Genomic DNA, 16283 nt, shown 5'->3' with positions numbered 1-16283 from the left:
CAGGGAGGGTTTTTTTCGGGCTTACCAGGCATGAGAACTGCAGGGCATGCCCCCAATTGCTGCCCTGCAGGCGCTCTTTGACCTATCGCCCTTTAAGAACCTGGTCGTAGACCCGGTAGCTGTTTCCGGTCTTCAGCGTGACCGTCACGATCACGCGGTCGTCTCCACGAGTCCCCGCAATATCCACCTGGCTGCCGATCACGGGCTGCAGATCGGAGCTCGTGACAACTTCCCCGGTAGAACGAACGACCGTGACGTTGATGTCCTGCGTCCATGACTGTCCTTTGCCGCCGCGGAAGATGACGGAGATTTCGTTCGAGATCGGGTCTTTCTGAGCCTGAATATCCACTTCGCCGTAGGTCGACGGGATCGTCTCCGTCGGCTCGGGGGTAAGGGGCACTGCCGCCGTTGCTGCGGGTGTCTGCGTCGTCGATACCGGCGTCGTTGCCGTCGGTGTCGTGCCGGAGTCGGGTGTGCCGGTGCAGGCCGCCGCGAGCGAGAGAGCAGCCAGCATCACCAGCACGGAGATGAATAACCTCAGTTTCATAAATCATCCATTGTCAGTGAGCTATTTTAATTTTCGTACTCTATGGCTCTGTGAACACCGGCAGCAGGGCCGCATCGACGGAAGGAGATCAGCCGAAAACTGCAGGGAGGCGGCTCTCATTCACCAGGCGGGAAGAGCGGATTTTCCCACTATTATTCAAATTATACAATAATATTTAATGCCAAAGAGGGCATGAAGGGTGGCTGATCGACATGAGTGACGACGCAGTAGCAACCGTTCTTATCACAGGCGGAGCCGGTTTTATCGGTTCGCACATAACCGATGAGCTGTTACGCCATGGCTATCACGTCAAAATCCTGGATAACCTCACACCGCGGGTTCACGGCGTCGAGCGGAGACGACCGGAATACCTTGACCCGCAGGCCACCCTGATCGTCGGCGACGTCAGGGACGCACACTCGGTGCAGGAAGCCCTGGAAGGAGTTGACGCAGTCATTCACCTGGCGGCGGCCGTCGGCATGCGGCAGAGCATGTACAACATCGAGCAGTATGCAAGCACGAACAGCCTCGGTACAGCCGTTCTGCTCGAAGAGCTGATCCGACGGCCGGTCCAGCGGCTCGTTGTCGGCTCCAGCAGCAGCATCTACGGTGAAGGACTGTACGGTTCGCTCAACGGCGGGGTATACACCACCATCAGGAGGACCGCCGACCGGCTCGGCAAAGGCGACTTCGAACCGCACAGCCCGGACGGCGAGGTCCTCTACCCGCTCCCGACACCGGAGGCGAAGGAGGCATCGCCGCAGTCCGTCTACGCCCTCTCAAAATACGATCAGGAGAAGATGTGCCGGATCGTCGGCGACGCATACGGCATGCAGGCAGTTTCGCTCCGTCTCTTCAACGTCTACGGCCCGAGGCAGGGTTTTGCAAATCACTACACCGGGGCTCTGACAGACTGTGCCGTCAGGCTGCTCATGGGTGAGGCGCCGCTGCTCTTCGAAGACGGAAACCAGCAGCGGGATTTCGTGCATGTCTCCGACGTCGCGGCGGCATTCCGCCTGGCGCTTGAGGTGCCGGAGGCGGCCGGGTCGGCCTTCAACATCGGGAGCGGCCTGCCGCATACGTTCCGGAGCGTTGCGGCAACAATGGCCGCTATGCTTGGAAAAACAGATAGTACGCCGCTGACGACCGGCACCCATCGCATCGGCGAGGTCAGGCACTGCTTCGCGGATATCAGCCGGGCGCGCGAGATCCTGGGATACGCCCCGGCAATCCCGCTCGCGGAGGGGGTTGCCGATCTGGCATCCTGGGTGGCCGAACAGATGGCACAGGAGCGTGAACAGAGACTCCAGCAGCGCGAAGTCAGTACCGGCGGCATGGCGATCTGACCACCCAAACCCGTGCATTTCTGCAACCCGTACAGGAGAAGAGACCCTTTCCGGCGGGGAGAGGGGAGACGAGAGCCCCCGGAAAGCGGTGTCCATAGAGGGTCTCCAGCCACCATCTTTTTTCCCGCCTGCTCTCCACACTGATCACGGGATGTGAGACCTGTGAATCCGTTACAGCGATGGGAAACGCGGCTTGGCATCGCCCTAGTCGCGACATCCGTGATAATCTACCTGACGAAGTACCTCCTCCTCGGGGACGCGCTCAACACCTACCAGTACCTCTTCAACGCCATCGGGTTTCTCCCGATCAATGTCCTGCTGGTGACGGTGATCTTAAACCAGCTCCTGAGCGTCAGGGCAAAACGCGAGCGGCTTGAAAAACTGAATATGGTCATCGGAACGTTCTTCTCCGAAGTCGGCACCGGGCTTCTGGCCTATCTCTCGGATCACGATCCGAGTCTCTCCAGGATCCGGGGCGATCTCATCGTCAGGGGAGACTGGACGGATGAGGAGTTTGCCCGGGTGCGCACCCGGCTCGGCGACTACGACTACGACGTTGCGATCGACAGGATCGACCTTGCGGCCCTGCACACGTTCCTGATGGAGCGCAGGAATTTCCTGCTTCGGCTGCTCGAAAACCCCGTAATGCTCGAACACGAGTCGTTCACCGATCTTCTCCGGGCGGTCTTTCACCTCACCGAAGAACTCGAACGGCGAGGCGATCTTACAGGGCTGCCCAGAAACGACCTTGAGCACCTCACCGGTGATATCAGGAGGGTCTACGGCATGCTCGTCCGCCAGTGGCTCGATTACATGCACTATCTGCAGAAGAGTTACCCGTATCTCTTCTCGCTTGCGATGCGCTCGAACCCCTTCGACGAAGAGGCATCGCCCGTTGTCCGGTGAGCACCCTCCATTTTTTTCTGCTACGTCCGTTTCGCCGGGGCCGGGGCAATTCCGGTCGGGAAGATATAAATACTGATCAGGAGTACGCCCCGCGATCAGCATGCGTGACTACTCCGTTATGATCGGCGGAAAGGCCGGAGAGGGGATCAACACGGCGGGGCTGGCGATTGCCGGCATATTCACCCATCTCGGATACCACGTCTACATGTACTTCGACTACCCGTCCCTCATCCGGGGCGGACACAACTTTGCCGTTGTCAGGGCGGCAGAGCAGAAGATTGGCGCCCATCGAGACACCGACGACATCCTGCTCGCACTCGACCAGAACTGCATCGACCGGCACACCGGCCGAATCCGTGACGACACGGTCATCATCCACGACACCTATCGGGTGGTGAGCGCGGGCGGCCATCCCGTCGACGTCAACAGGATCCTCGACGAGGAGAACGCTCCTGCTATCACCCGCAACTCCGCGATCCTTGGCGCGTTCTGCAGCGCAGCAGGGATCGGGCGGGATGTCCTGGAGGACGTCTTTGGAAAGACCGTCCCGGAGAAATACCTGGACGTCAATCTCCGGGTCGCCGGGCGCGGGGGTGATGCCGTCGACGAGGTGATGCGGATCGAGGCGCTGAACCGGCCGGGTCTCCCGGTGCTCACGGGAAACGAGGTTGCAGGGCTCGGCCTCGTCCGGGGCGGCCTCGATACCTTCGTCGCCTACCCGATGACGCCCACCTCAAACCTCCTGCACTTCCTTGCCGGCCACGCCGATGACCTCGGGGTGAAGGTCATTCATCCGGAGAACGAGATCGCCGTCATGCTCATGGCGCTCGGGCTTGCGTATGCGGGCGACCGGACGGCGGTCTGCACATCGGGCGGCGGGTTCTGCCTCATGACCGAGGGGCTGAGCCTTGCCGGGATGTCCGAGACGCCGGTGACGATCGTCCTCGGCCAGCGGCCGGGCCCGAGCACGGGGGTTCCCACCTACACGGCGCAGGGCGACCTCCACTTCGCGCTGAACGCCGGCCAGGGAGAGTTCCCGCGCTTCATCGTCGCTCCCGGAGACCTCGAGGAGATGTACGCCTGGTCTGCGGGTGCGCTCTCGCTCTCCTGGAAGTACCAGATCCCGTCGATCGTCCTCGTCGACAAGACCCTGGCCGAAGGAGGGTATACCTTCGATATCGATGCGGCCGGGCCGATACCGCAGTACGAAACGCAGCTCTGGGACGGCACGGAGCCGTACCGGCGCTACCGGGACACGGAGAGCGGGATCTCCCCGCTCGCCTTCCCGCCCGGGAGCGGCGCTCCCGTCAAGGCGAACAGCTACGCCCACGACGAGGTGGGGTTCACGACGGAGGATGCAGAGGGGATCGCTGGAATGCAGGAGAAGGTGCTCCGCAAGGCCGAGGGCCTGAGGCGCGACGTCGAGAGCGCCCGGGCCGTCGAGATGGCAGGAAAACCGGATGCCGGAACCGCGATCGTCTGCTGGGGCTCACAGAAAGGAGCCTGTATCGAGGCCGCGGAGCGCTTCGACGCCCGGGTCGTCCGCCCGATCATCCTCGCCCCATTCCCGGCGGAGCAGTGGCGGTCCGCGACGGCAGGCGCCGATCGTGTGATCGCCGTCGAGAACAACGCCACCGGGCAGCTGGCACGGCTTCTCCGGCAGCACGGCTTTCCGGTCGACGACCTCGCCCTGAAGTACGACGGGAGGCCGTTCTCCGTCGACGAACTTGCCGGGAGGCTTGCGGAGGTGATCGGATGATCCACGGGAAACCGGCCGGCGACCTCATCAGTCCTGCCGAAAACACCTGGTGCCCCGGGTGCGGCAACTTCTCTATCGAGCATATGATGAAGTCCGCACTCGCTGAACTCTCAGAGTCCGAGGGTATCGGGCTTGAGAAGTTCGTCCTCGTCGGCGGTATCGGGTGCCACGGCAAACTGGTCGACTATCTCAACGTCAACAGTTACTACGCCATCCACGGCCGGGCGATCCCGCTCGCGACCGGGATCGCGGTCGCAAACCCGGACCTCCGGGTCATCTGCTTCGTCGGGGACGGCGACACCTACGCCGAAGGGCTCGGCCACCTCATCTTCGCAGCGAAGCGGAACGCCGATATCACGGTGATTGTGCACGACAACCGGGTTTACGGGCTGACGACCGGCCAGTATACCCCCACGTCTCCATACGGATTCAAGGGCCGCTCCACGCCGGGCGGGATCACGGAGCGGCCGATCAATCCCCTCGAACTGATGCTGGTCTCCGGGGCGACGTTCATCTCCCGGGGATATACAAAGAGGCTCAAACCGCTCAAAGAGACATTCAAAGAGGCTATCCTGCATAAGGGGTTTTCTTTCGTCGAGATCCTGCAGATCTGCGCGACCTACTTCAACCGGACGGACTGCTACAACGAACAGGTCTATGCAGTCGCCGACGAGGGGCTGGGTACGGCCAGCTTCGATCAGGCGCTTGCAAAGAGCCGCGAGTGGGACTACACCTCAAAGACCCGTATCCCCCTCGGAACGTTCTACCGAAGAGAGATGCCCGTATTCGGGGAGAAGTTCCAGGAGTTTTCGCGGCGCGAGAAGAGGAGGGAGGAAGCGGTCCGCGACCTGCTGGAGGGATACCGCTGAAAGGCTCGCCGATCTGCCGGAGGGGAGCGCAACGCATATATAGGGACTTCGGCAATCTTCCATCATTCGAGGTGGTTTCACGATGATAGGGAAAAGAATGGGCGATGCACTGAACGAACAGGTCAAGTGGGAGCTCTACTCCGCATACCTGTACCTCTCGATGGCCGCGTACTTCGAGTCGGTTCACCTCCCCGGGTTTGCGCACTGGATGAAGAAACAGGCGCAGGAGGAGGCCGGCCACGCGATGAAGATCTTCGACTATCTCGCCTCACACGACTATCGCATCCGGCTGCTTCCTATCGATGCGCCCCCCGGCGACTGGAGTTCTGCCGAGGAGGTCTTTGCCGAGACCTACAAGCATGAGCAGCGGGTGACCGGGCTCATCAACGACCTGGTGCGCATCTCCGAAGAGGAGAACGACAACGATGCCCGGGAGATGCTCCGGTGGTTTGAGAAGGAGCAGGAGGAGGAAGAAGAGGGTGCGGAGAGCGTCCTTACAAAGACGCGTGCCGCCGGAGAGAGCCTCCAGTCGCTCGACCGGGAGCTCGCCGGCCGCTAACCTCCGCCGGGATATCCGGCACACCACTTTTTTGAGACTGCCCTCCGGGAGATATGCATAAATCTCTGAGCGGCAACTACCCGCAGGGTCTGCTCTCCGGAAAACCGCCGGAGAGCCACGGAGCCCGAGTGATCGAAGGGGGCAGACAACGATGAAGAGGCTTGACGGCAGGTATGCCCTGGTAACAGGCGGGTCGACCGGCATCGGCCGGGCGATTGCCATCCGTTTCGCACAGGAAGGGGCGAACGTCGCCATCAACTACCATTCGAGCGGCGAGGAGGCCGAACTGACGAGGGAAGAAGTCGAGACGGCCTGCAGCACGATCAGGGAGTATGGGTGCGAGGAGATGGTGGTGCAGGCGAACGTCGCCCGGGAAGACGACGTGCAGGCGATGTTTGCACGAGTCCTCGATGCATGGGGGCGGATCGACATCCTGGTGAACAACGCAGGGATCCAGAAGGCCGCCCCGACCGAGGACATGAGCGTGAGCGACTACGACAAAGTTCTTGCCGTGAACCTCCGCGGATCGTTCCTCTGCGCACGGGAGGCGATCCGGCACTTTCTCGCGCGCGGGCAGGGCGGCGTCATCATCAACGACTCCTCGGTCCACCAGATCATCCCAAAGCCGACGTTCACGCCGTATGCCGTCAGCAAAGCGGGGATGGGAAACCTCACCCGGACACTTGCTCTCGAGTATGCAGGACGGGGCATCCGCGTCAACGCCGTCGGCCCGGGGGCGATCGCGACGCCGATGAACAAAGCCTGGGTTGAAGACCCGGAGAAAAAGGCGGAAGTGGAGAGCCACATTCCGATCGGCCGCGCGGGAACGCCGGAGGAGATTGCAGCGGTATTTGCGTTTCTGGCATCGGACGACGCATCGTACATCACCGGGCAGACGGTCTACGCCTGCGGCGGCCTGACGCTGTATCCCGACTTCCGGACCGCCTGGTCATCACCGGACTGACGATCAGACAGTGGGAGACTATCCCCACAAAACCCTGTTGCGACACCGCTCCACACGCGCCGAGAGCCGACGGTACACGCCGGATTCAGCGAGTCAGGGACGGCCTTCTGGATCCGAACCGGGACAGATTAATATATCGTGATTTTTATACAGGAGATACTCTCCCCGGCATCCGGTTCCGGCCCGATATCCTGCCGGACAGACCGGTACACGGAATGGGGATACCCTGCCGGCCCTGCACGGCTGCGAGCGGACGAGCGAAAGCGGCACCGGCAGGAATCATCGGAGGATGTGGCGGATCGATGGTATTTCGGACACAGGCGACCCTCACGGAGGAAGACGTTCAGCACGGCCTGAGATGGGTTACCCGCGACGGCCTCGCTACCCAGGCCATGGTCACGCTGACCGGCGGGATCTTTCTCGTAGCCTTTGCCCTGGAGCTCGGGGCGTCGAACACGGTTATCGGTCTGCTGGCTGCGATCCCACCGCTCGCCGAACTTCTGCAGATCCCGTCGATCTACCTTGTCGATAGGATCCGGAACCGCAGGCTCGTCGTTGTCCTCGCATCCGGAATCGGCCGGCTCTTCTGGGTGCCGATCATTCTCATCCCGTTCTTCCTCTCTCCGGAGCAGGGTGTCATAGCGCTCATCGCAGGCATCGTTCTCTACTCCTCGTTCTCGGCGGTATCGCACTGCGGCTGGAACTCGTGGATGCGGGATCTCATCCCGCAGACCCAGCTCGGCTCGTTCTTCTCCCGGAGGATGGCGCTCTCGACCGGACTCGCACTCGTCATCAGCCTCGCCGCCGGGTTCTTCGTCGATTACTGGGGCGGCCTCTTCCCCGAGCAGGTTGCCTTCGGCTACTCGGCGCTCTTCTCCCTCGGGCTCGTCGCCGGGATCATCGGCCTCATTTTCCTTGCAGCCACCCCCGAGCCAGCAATGATCCTCACGGAAGAGGGCGCCGGGTTCCTCTCCATCATCGCAAAGCCGTTCCGGGACCTGAATTTCCGGAATCTGATCGTCTTCCTCGGTTCGTGGAACTTTGCCGTCAACCTCGCCGCCCCGTTCTTCACGGTCTACATGCTCCAGCGTCTCGGGCTCGACCTCTCGCTCATCATCATCCTCGGGATCCTCAGCCAGATCATGAACATCATCTTCTTCCGCTCCTGGGGCAGGGTAGCCGACCGGTTCAGCAACAAGTCCGTCCTCGCCGTGAGCGGGCCGCTCTTCATGATCACCATCTTTGCGTGGACGTTCACCACCCTCCCGGACGTCTACGTGCTGACCATGCCGCTCCTCATCGCCATTCATATCGTCATGGGCATCTCCCTTGCGGGAGTCTCGCTGGCAGCCGGGAATATCAGCCTGAAGATGGCACCGCAGGGGCAGGCGACGAGTTACCTCGCCGCGAGCACCTTTACAAACTCCGTGGCAGCAGGCATCGCACCCATCCTCGGCGGGCTGACCATCGACTTCTTCGCGGAGCGCGAACTGATCTGGACGCTCGTCTGGAAGGATCCGGTACAGGAACTCGCGTTCGTCACGCTCGATCTCCAGCAGTGGGACTTTTTCTTCTTCTTCGCGTTCCTGCTCGGCCTCTACTCCCTGCACCGCCTGAGCATGGTGGGCGAGGAGGGAGAGGCAAAAGAGCAGGTCATCGTCGAGGAGCTCGTTTCGGAGGTCCGGCGGGATATGCGGAACTTCTCACCCGCCGGCGGACTTCGTGACCTCGTGAAATTCCCGTTCTCCACGATCGGACGGCAGAAGAAGAGGTGATAGAGGAGCCGCCACTCGCCCGTAACCTTTATCGGTTAGAACCCCATCACGACACCGGAGGTGAGAGAGATGGCGGCGAGAAACCTGCTGCTCATCGCGGTCCTGGTTGCCGTGACGGCGGGGTGCATGGGAGACGGCCTTGAGACCAATGGAGCTGCCAATCAGTCTCTTCCGGAAAACGGGACGGTAGACCTCCCGGCTCCCCGGATGGAGAGCAACACCTCGATCGAAGAGGCGATCGCGGCCAGGCGTTCCGTCCGCGAGTACACCGGCGAGCCGATCACGATCGCAGAACTCTCGCAGCTCCTCTGGGCGGCACAGGGCATCACCAGTCCCGAAGGACACCGGAGTGCGCCCTCTGCCGGTGCGCTCTACCCGCTCGAAGTGTACGTTGCGGCGGGCAGCGTCAGGGAGCTTCCGCCCGGCGTCTACCGCTACGCCCCGGACGGGCACCGCCTCACCCGGGTGAGGGAGGGAGACTTCCGGGCCGAACTTGCAGAGGCGGCCGTCGGCCAGGAGAGCGTGCGTGCTGCAGCGGCGGATATCATCATCGCAGGTGTTTATGAACGGACGACCGGGAAGTACGGGGAACGGGGAGTTCGCTACGTGCATATGGAGGCGGGGCATGCTTCGGAGAACATCTATCTCCAGGCGGAATCACTCGGGCTCGGAACGGTCGCCATCGGGGCGTTCGACGAGACGGCACTGCAGCGGATTATGGGAATGGCGGAGAACGCAACACCGCTCTATGTCATGCCGGTCGGGAGGCGGTAAGGCTTATGCGGCACAGATATGAACCGGAACGTCGCCACCGGCAGGCGGGGGAGACCGGGATGCAGATGCTTGAGACAGTCCTGAGCCGGCGCAGTATCAGGGCATATACGGATGAGCCGGTGCCGCGGGAAACGATAGAGGGGCTGCTCGCCGCGGCGATGGGCGCACCGTCGGCGGCAGACGAGGAGCCCTGGCAGTTCATCGTGATCGACGATCCCCACATCCTCGAGAATCTCCCGAGCGTGCACCCCTTCACGCCGGGGAGCGGGCATGCACCGGCGGCCGTTCTCATCTGCGGCGACCTCTCTCTGCTGCGGACGCCGGGGTTCTGGGTGCAGGACTGTTCGGCAGCCACGGAGAGCCTCCTCCTCGCCGCCCACGCGATGGGTCTCGGGGCGGTATGGACGGCCGTATTCCCTCTGGAGGATCGGATGCTCGGGTTCAGGATCCTCTTCTCCCTGCCCGATCACATAATCCCGTTTGCTCTGGTACCCATCGGTCACCCTGCAGAGGAGCCGCCGACCGCCGACCGGTTCAGAAAAGAGCGCATCCACTACAACGGCTGGTGAGGACAGATGCCCTCCCAGAACCGGAGCGGGGAAGCAGAGAAGCGGTGCGAGCAGATCGGGTTTGCCAAAAACCGCCTCGAAGCCCTGACCGACGGCATCTTCGCCGTCGCAATGACGCTGATCGTCGTCGGGATGTTTCCCGAAGCACTGCAGACAGCCTCTGCAGGGTCGGCAGCTGCCATCGTCGCCCGGGCCGTCCCCGACGTGTACCACTACGTCGTCGCGTTCCTGATCCTCGCAGGGTTCTGGATCGGCCACCACATGCAGACCCGCTACCTCCGCGCCATCGACAGGCCGTTCCTCCAGATCAACATCTTCATCCTGATGTCCGTCGCTCTCGTCCCGTTCACGTCCTCGATCGCAGGGGACTTTCCCTACGACCCGCTTGCAGCCGTCCTCTTCGAGGGGAACGTGCTCGTCGTCGGGCTTCTGCTCGTCCTCGCCGGACGGTACATCCGCACACATCCCTGCCTCCTCTCCGACAGAAGCGACCCCGAAGCCCTCACCGTCGGCTGGATGCGCGGCCTCGTCATCCCCGGCCTCTCTGCCGTCGGCATCCTGCTCGCCCTCGCCGGGGTTCCCTGGACAACGACCATCTACATAGCAGCGCCAATCCTGCTCCGGATCATCGGCACCCGGGACTGATCGCCGCCGCCTACCCGGGCGGCCAGGAGGTGAGCGAGGGCTGCTGCTGGCTGATGCAGTGGATCGTCCCGAGGCCGTGCACCATCGCGGTGCAGTCGATGCCGATCACGCGTCTGCCCGGGAAGGCCTCGCCGATGATCCGCAGAGCCCGCTCATCGTTTTCGTGGCCGAAGACCGGCACCAGCACGACCGTATTGCCGATGTAGAAGTTCGTATAACTCGCAGGGAGCCGCCGGTCGCCCCCCACGCGCCCGGGCATCGGGAGCGGAACGACGGTCAGGGGATTGCCGTCCTGGTCGGCCGAGGCTTTCAGGATCCCGTAGTTCTCCATCAGGGGAGCGTAGTTTTCATCGTTTTCGTCCTCCTCGACGGCGCAGAGGACGGTGGTCGGGTTTACGAAGCGGGCGATGTCGTCGATATGGCCGTCGGTATCGTCCCCTGCAACCCCGTCTTTGAGCCAGATGACGTGGGTGGCACCGAGGTAATCCCGGAGATAATCTTCAATCTCACCGCGGGAGAGGTGCGGGTTCCGGTTCGGGTTCAGCAGGCACTGCTCGGTGGTGAGCAGCGACCCCAGCCCGTTCACGTCGATGGAGCCGCCCTCCATGACGATGCCGGGGGTGAAGACGGGAAGATGGAGGTCCCGGTTGATCGTCAGCGGGATGGCGTCGTCCCGCATCAGTTCTTCGTACTTGCCGCCCCAGGCGTTGAACGTCCAGTTCACCAGAGCACGGCGGCCGCTGCTCCGGTTCACCACGAATGTCGGCCCGTAGTCGCGGAACCAGACGTCGGCGTAGTCGGTGACGTGGAACCGGATCCGCTCCGGCAGAACTCCCGCAGCCCGCAACAGATCCCGGGTGCGCCCTCGCATCTCTTCGTCGAGCACCAGGAGGTTGATGACCTCGTCCCGGTGGACCGCCGCGATCAGGGAGACATACGACCGCTCGACCGCCTCGATCTCCGGGAAACTCTCGGAGTCATGCGGCCAGGAGAGCCAGATGGCATCGTGCCGCTCCCACTCCGCAGGCATACGGTAGCCGAGCTCCCGCGGCGTCTGCAGGGCGGCGGCGGCCGTGAGGAGGCCGTAGGTTTCGGGGCGCCGGTTCCGGAAAAATCCCCATCCATCCCGGACGGCGGCGTTTCGGGAGAGATCGAGGTCTGCGACGATCACCTCCGCACAGGTATCGCTCCCCCGGGCGAGGATTGTTCCGAAGCAGTCGCAGACAAACGAGCTGCCCCAGAACGCAAGGTCCCCCTCGCGCCCCACCCGGTTGACCGCGGCGACATGGACACTGTTTGCGATGGCGTGGCCCCGCTGAACCGTCTCCCACGCCTCGCGCCAGTCGCCCTCGGGGGGGTTCTCCTCACCGGCGATCCAGCCGATCGCCGTCGGGTAGAAGATGATGTCGGCGCCCTGCAGGGCGACAGCCCGCGCAGCCTCCGGGAACCACTGGTCGTAACAGATGAGCACGGCGATGCGGCCGTGCCGGGTGTCGTAGATGCGGTACTCACCACCGGGCGAAAAGTAGGTCTTTTCGTAAAAGAGCGGGTCGTAGGGGATGTGCACCTTCCGGTAGGCGGGGAGAAGACGCCCGTCCGCATCGATCACCACGGCGGTGTTGAAGTACTCGCCTACGGCGGTGCGCTCGTAGAGGGGGACGACGATGACCACCCCGTGCTCCCGGGCAAGCGCGGCAAAGGCGTCCGTCGATTCGCCGGGTATGGTCTCGGCATACGCATCGGGGTCGGCATCCTCGGTCTGCGGAAAATACCGTGTCCGGAAGAGTTCCTGCAGGCAGACGATCCGGGCGCCCCGTGCAATCGCCGAACGCACCAGCTCGAGTGTCTCTGCCAGATTCCGGTGTTTGTCCGCGGAGACCGCCGTCTGGACAAGGCCGATCGTCACCGTGCTGCTCTCTGTCATCTCCTCTACCGTTGACCGGAGAAACCAATAACCCGATCGGATCGACTACCCGGTCAGGTCGAGGATCCGCCGGATCTCCGTGGCAACCGATTTGCTCCCGGAATCGAGCGGTACCAGGCGGAGCTCGTCGGCCGACCGGACACCGACACCGAGCTCCGCCGCCCGGGCGATCTGCTCCTGCGCAAATATCCGCCCCTTCATCACCTGCGGCGTGGAGCCGTAGAAACGGAGGAGGGCGATTGCCACCGCATCCAGCGCCACCCGGTCGGTACTGGCGAGGAGAAGGCCGGGCTCGATGAGGCTGCCGCGTTCCGGCCCGCCCGTCGCAAAGCCCTGCATTGCGTCCATGACGATCAGGTCTGTCGGGTAGAAGCGGTTGATCTCGGCGATCATGCTGCGCTGGTGCGGCGATGCGTGCAGCTCCGCCATGTAGTCGTACGTCCCGTCCGGGTCGTGCCGGGCCACGAGACCGACGGAGTTTTTGAGCGAGAGGGTGACGTGGCCGCCGAAGCGGTGCGTCTTGAGGCAGCAGGTCTGGATCACCACATCCGCGTCCCGGAAGACCTTTGCAATGAGAAAGCCCCGCTTCCAGTGCAGCCCCTCGGCATCTATCCGCTCCCATCCGTCGGCAGGGAGGTCATCCAGAACGACCGCATCGAAGCCGAAATCCTCTGCAAGGGCAAAGACACCCCGGTTCTCCAGCACCGCCCGGGTCTGCCCCATACCGCTCCGTTCGGCAAGGGTGACCTCTGCAGCGCCGGCGGCCAGGATCTGCTCCAGGAGGGAGCGGAACGTCTCGGGATGCGTCGATGCAGGAAAGGGATCGTCGCTGTTGTAGTTTGCCTTCAGCGCGACGCGCTTTCCCGCGAGAGGAGGAATCTCGATCTCATTCCAGAGCGCCTGGATGCCGGTTTTTCTCTCATTCCCGCGTATCAGATAGACTTCAGATGCGGCAGGCGACGCCATGCGCGGAACTGATCCGCCAACGTATAAAAGAATTCCCCGACCGGGGTCACGGCAGGCATATGCCGCCGGAGGGTGCCATCCACCCGGGGCCGCTTGCAGACACCCGCAGGGGACGCCCCTCCGCCCTCCCTGACGTTCACGACAGCCCATTAATAGCGGATTGTTCGGCAAAAAACGCTCAAATATGCCATAATAGCGATACATGCACGTACGACACGTATAAGAGTATCAGCAACACACTACCTAGTAGAACCTGGCTGCTTTCAGAGGCGCCCCCCCTGCCGGGAGCCCTCCGGGAGCGGAGCCATGAGGAGATGCTCTATCCATGTCATCCAGAATGCACACACCCCACACCACCTGTCCAAGCTGCCATGAGGAGGTCTTCCTCGATGAACTGGTAGGGGGACGTTGCCCGCTCTGCGGCTACTCGCTTGACGATGACGATGGGGTGTGCGGCGAATACGAAGATTCCCTTGAGCGAGCCGATCTCAGTTGGATGATCTTTAACTACTTCCTCTTCAAGCGGTTCGACAGCATGGGCGCAAGCCCTCTCCAGACCATGCAGCTGCTCTCCCAATACGAGGAAGCCTGCAACTGCAACCCCGTCACCATGGGTCAGCTCCAGTTCGAGCTGGAGGTCGCAATGACGCTCCTTGACCGGCTGAAGCCTAAAAAATGCTCCAGGTGCGGACAAATTTTCCTGAGAGGCGGAAAGAAGACGATCTGTGGAGATCTTACCCGGACGGAGTTTTCTCCGGCATACATCTGCCCGGGCTGCTGAACTTTTTTCCACCGGCCCTCCCGGAAACGCCCGGCAATTCTCGTGCAGGTGACCGACAGGGAGCGTGTGCCTCCGCCCCCCACGAAGATCCGAGCAGATCCCAGAAGTATTCGTGGATGGAACGATCGACCGGATCGACGCACTCCTCTCGGGTACAACAGCAAAAAAGGTGCATCGGAGGCGAACCTGCAAGCACGGATATTCCTGGGGATATCGCGTAGGGGGAGGGGGCCAGCCCTCTCACGGCCACGTTTTCAGAACTGCACTCGCATATCCCGGCACCGACCGGGAAGATTTTACTGGAGCAGGGCATCGGAACGTACCGGTCGAACCTGCTCGGGATATGGCCGCACCGACAATCTTTGGAGATGAGCGCACGATGAATCGTGACCGCACGGAGTCGGCCGGATTTTCCAAAAAATAGTTTGAGCCTCTTCCAGGGCTCAAACGCAGTGTTTAGTAGGTTCTGGAAACCATCGCTGATCTTCCGGTGCCGCCGCAGACGATGCACGGGCCCGTCGAGACCAGGATATATTCGGATCTGATATCCGACCCGAGGATGCTGGCGTCGACGGCCTCTTCAACCGCCGTTGCGCAGTCCTGCGAACCGCACCAGTGCACGACCGCAACACCCGACTTCACGGCGTCTGCCGCGTCTTCGAGGGTATCGACCGTCCTGATCCGGTCTGCCATCCACCTGCCGGCTCTATCAAAGATCTCTTCCCGGAAGCGGCCGAGGATGCTCCCGACACCTTCGACAACGCCCCTGCGGTCGATGGCGTGCTTCTCGCCGGTCCGCGTAACCACGACCACCGTGTTGGCGTCGATGTCCCGCGGCCCGATCTCCAGCCGCAGCGGAACGCCCCGCATCTCCCAGTAATAGTACTTGGCGCCGGGCCGCAGGTCGCGCGTATCGACCCTGACCGAGAAGCCGGCGGCCTTCAGGTCGTCTTCGAGGGCTGCAGCGGCGGAGAGCACCTCGTCACGCCGTTTGCCGACGATGATCGGGACGATAACCGCCTGCAGAGGAGCTGTTTCGGGCGGCAGGACAAGCCCCCGGTCGTCGCCGTGGACGCTGATGAGCGCGGCGATGGAGCGCTCGGAGATGCCGTAGCAGGTCTGGTAGGCGTAGTGGTGTTCGCCGTCCGCACCCTCGAAGGTAATATTGTAGGTCTTTGAGAAGTGATCGCCGAGCAGGTGCACCGTGCCGATCTGCAGCGTCTTTCCATCGGGCATGACGGTGTCAACGGCGATGGTGTAGTCGGCACCCGGGAACTTGTCCCATTCCGGACGCCGGGAGATGATCACCGGGACACAGAGCCGCTGGTAAAACGTCCGGTAGAGTTCGATCGCCTCCTCTACCTGCCGCTCTGCCTCCTCCCACGTTGCGTGGACGGTATGCGCCTCTTTAAACGACGTGATCTCGCGCAGGCGGATCAGCGGCCGCGTATGCTTCGTCTCGTACCGGAAGGTGTTGACGATCTGGTAGAGCTTGAGCGGAAGATCGGCATGCGACCGGATCCAGAGGGCGTACATCGGGTAGATGGCGGTCTCGCTGGTAGGCCGGAGCGCAAGCGGCACGTCGAGCTCGTTTCTGCCGCCGTGGGTGACCCAGTAGACCTCGTTCTCGAAGCCTTTGATGTGGTCTGCCTCTTTCATGAACTCGGTCTCAGGCACCAGGAGCGGGAACATCGTCTCCTGATGATCCCGGTCCATCAGATCGCGGAGGATCTGATAGGCCAGTTTCCTGATTGCGAATCCGTGCGGGTACCAGACATACAACCCCTTGACCGGGTAGCGGACGTCCATAATCTCCGCTCGCCAGAGGATTTCATTATACCAGCCGCTGAAGTCGTCTTTCGTCGGGAGTGCCCCTGTATCTGCTTCCATTCGTCTCGT

15 protein-coding genes are annotated in these 16283 nt (G+C 62.4%); 11 read left to right on the top strand and 4 right to left on the bottom strand.

The features are described 5' to 3' along the window. Positions 1-82: 82 nt before the first annotated feature. Positions 83-547, bottom strand: coding sequence for a hypothetical protein (locus tag FGU65_RS10070; protein ID WP_301664335.1), 465 nt, complete (start codon positions 545-547; stop codon positions 83-85). 212 nt (positions 548-759) lie between these two features. Between FGU65_RS10070 and FGU65_RS10065 the strand changes: the two genes are divergently transcribed. The 10 genes from FGU65_RS10065 to FGU65_RS10020 all read left to right on the top strand — a co-directional run bounded on the left by FGU65_RS10065 (position 760) and on the right by FGU65_RS10020 (position 10713). Continuing rightward, complete coding sequence (locus tag FGU65_RS10065; RefSeq protein ID WP_301664334.1) at positions 760-1893, top strand: NAD-dependent epimerase/dehydratase family protein; 1134 nt, start codon at positions 760-762, stop codon at positions 1891-1893. Between the two features lie 153 nt (positions 1894-2046). Further along, the gene (locus tag FGU65_RS10060) at positions 2047-2799 is read left to right on the top strand and encodes an MJ1433 family protein (protein WP_496401170.1); all 753 of its coding nucleotides are present in this window, start codon (positions 2047-2049) and stop codon (positions 2797-2799) included. Positions 2800-2899: 100 nt separating this feature from the next. Continuing rightward, positions 2900-4558, top strand: coding sequence for a 2-oxoacid:acceptor oxidoreductase subunit alpha (locus tag FGU65_RS10055; protein WP_301664332.1), 1659 nt, complete (start codon positions 2900-2902; stop codon positions 4556-4558). Further along, the gene (locus tag FGU65_RS10050) at positions 4555-5427 is read left to right on the top strand and encodes a thiamine pyrophosphate-dependent enzyme (RefSeq protein WP_301664331.1); all 873 of its coding nucleotides are present in this window, start codon (positions 4555-4557) and stop codon (positions 5425-5427) included. Before FGU65_RS10055 ends, FGU65_RS10050 begins: the two co-directional genes overlap by 4 nt. An 82-nt stretch (positions 5428-5509) precedes the next feature. Beyond that, positions 5510-5986, top strand: coding sequence for a ferritin (locus tag FGU65_RS10045; protein ID WP_301664330.1), 477 nt, complete (start codon positions 5510-5512; stop codon positions 5984-5986). A 151-nt stretch (positions 5987-6137) separates the two neighbouring features. Then, positions 6138-6950, top strand: a complete 813-nt coding sequence (locus tag FGU65_RS10040; protein WP_301664329.1) for a glucose 1-dehydrogenase — start codon at positions 6138-6140, stop codon at positions 6948-6950. Between the two features lie 302 nt (positions 6951-7252). After that, on the top strand, positions 7253-8725 hold the full coding sequence (locus FGU65_RS10035; protein ID WP_301664328.1) for an MFS transporter: 1473 nt from the start codon (positions 7253-7255) through the stop codon (positions 8723-8725). Between the two features lie 69 nt (positions 8726-8794). Continuing rightward, entirely contained in the window at positions 8795-9499 is a 705-nt protein-coding gene (locus FGU65_RS10030) for a SagB/ThcOx family dehydrogenase (protein ID WP_301664327.1), read from the top strand. Between the two features lie 65 nt (positions 9500-9564). Continuing rightward, complete coding sequence (locus FGU65_RS10025; protein ID WP_301664325.1) at positions 9565-10068, top strand: nitroreductase family protein; 504 nt, start codon at positions 9565-9567, stop codon at positions 10066-10068. A 6-nt stretch (positions 10069-10074) separates the two neighbouring features. Continuing rightward, positions 10075-10713 (top strand): TMEM175 family protein, encoded by a 639-nt coding sequence (locus FGU65_RS10020; protein ID WP_301664324.1) that lies wholly within the window; start codon positions 10075-10077, stop codon positions 10711-10713. Between the two features lie 10 nt (positions 10714-10723). Here FGU65_RS10020 and FGU65_RS10015 read toward each other — a convergent pair whose 3' ends face one another. Then, entirely contained in the window at positions 10724-12637 is a 1914-nt protein-coding gene (locus FGU65_RS10015) for an agmatine deiminase family protein (RefSeq protein WP_301664323.1), read from the bottom strand. Between the two features lie 45 nt (positions 12638-12682). Next, positions 12683-13603 (bottom strand): DUF362 domain-containing protein, encoded by a 921-nt coding sequence (locus FGU65_RS10010; RefSeq protein ID WP_301664322.1) that lies wholly within the window; start codon positions 13601-13603, stop codon positions 12683-12685. Between the two features lie 325 nt (positions 13604-13928). Here FGU65_RS10010 and FGU65_RS10005 point away from each other — a divergent pair, with 325 nt between their 5' ends. Further along, a complete protein-coding gene (locus FGU65_RS10005; protein WP_301664321.1) occupies positions 13929-14384 on the top strand; it encodes a hypothetical protein in 456 nt (151 codons plus the stop codon). 456 nt (positions 14385-14840) lie between these two features. Here FGU65_RS10005 and proS read toward each other — a convergent pair whose 3' ends face one another. Further along, positions 14841-16274 (bottom strand): proline--tRNA ligase, encoded by a 1434-nt coding sequence (gene proS / locus FGU65_RS10000; RefSeq protein WP_301664320.1) that lies wholly within the window; start codon positions 16272-16274, stop codon positions 14841-14843. Positions 16275-16283: the final 9 nt, after the last annotated feature.

This window comes from Methanoculleus frigidifontis (assembly GCF_030464345.1).
In the GTDB taxonomy this organism is placed as follows: Archaea; Halobacteriota; Methanomicrobia; order Methanomicrobiales; family Methanoculleaceae; genus Methanoculleus_A; species Methanoculleus_A frigidifontis.
The sequence above is the reverse complement of the archived record's forward strand: the minus strand, read 5'-3'. Positions and strand labels throughout refer to the sequence as shown.

Bases quoted from the DNA above. Each gene is read 5' to 3' on its own strand.
- FGU65_RS10070 (WP_301664335.1), bottom strand. From the start codon at position 547: ATGAAACTGAGGTTATTCATCTCCGTGCTGGTGATGCTGGCTGCTCTC.
- FGU65_RS10065 (WP_301664334.1), top strand. From the start codon at position 760: ATGAGTGACGACGCAGTAGCAACCGTTCTTATCACAGGCGGAGCCGGT.
- FGU65_RS10055 (WP_301664332.1), top strand. From the start codon at position 2,900: ATGCGTGACTACTCCGTTATGATCGGCGGAAAGGCCGGAGAGGGGATC.
- FGU65_RS10050 (WP_301664331.1), top strand. From the start codon at position 4,555: ATGATCCACGGGAAACCGGCCGGCGACCTCATCAGTCCTGCCGAAAAC.
- FGU65_RS10045 (WP_301664330.1), top strand. From the start codon at position 5,510: ATGATAGGGAAAAGAATGGGCGATGCACTGAACGAACAGGTCAAGTGG.
- FGU65_RS10040 (WP_301664329.1), top strand. From the start codon at position 6,138: ATGAAGAGGCTTGACGGCAGGTATGCCCTGGTAACAGGCGGGTCGACC.
- FGU65_RS10035 (WP_301664328.1), top strand. From the start codon at position 7,253: ATGGTATTTCGGACACAGGCGACCCTCACGGAGGAAGACGTTCAGCAC.
- FGU65_RS10030 (WP_301664327.1), top strand. From the start codon at position 8,795: ATGGCGGCGAGAAACCTGCTGCTCATCGCGGTCCTGGTTGCCGTGACG.
- FGU65_RS10025 (WP_301664325.1), top strand. From the start codon at position 9,565: ATGCTTGAGACAGTCCTGAGCCGGCGCAGTATCAGGGCATATACGGAT.
- FGU65_RS10020 (WP_301664324.1), top strand. From the start codon at position 10,075: ATGCCCTCCCAGAACCGGAGCGGGGAAGCAGAGAAGCGGTGCGAGCAG.
- FGU65_RS10015 (WP_301664323.1), bottom strand. From the start codon at position 12,637: ATGACAGAGAGCAGCACGGTGACGATCGGCCTTGTCCAGACGGCGGTC.
- FGU65_RS10010 (WP_301664322.1), bottom strand. From the start codon at position 13,603: ATGGCGTCGCCTGCCGCATCTGAAGTCTATCTGATACGCGGGAATGAG.
- FGU65_RS10005 (WP_301664321.1), top strand. From the start codon at position 13,929: ATGTCATCCAGAATGCACACACCCCACACCACCTGTCCAAGCTGCCAT.
- proS (WP_301664320.1), bottom strand. From the start codon at position 16,274: ATGGAAGCAGATACAGGGGCACTCCCGACGAAAGACGACTTCAGCGGC.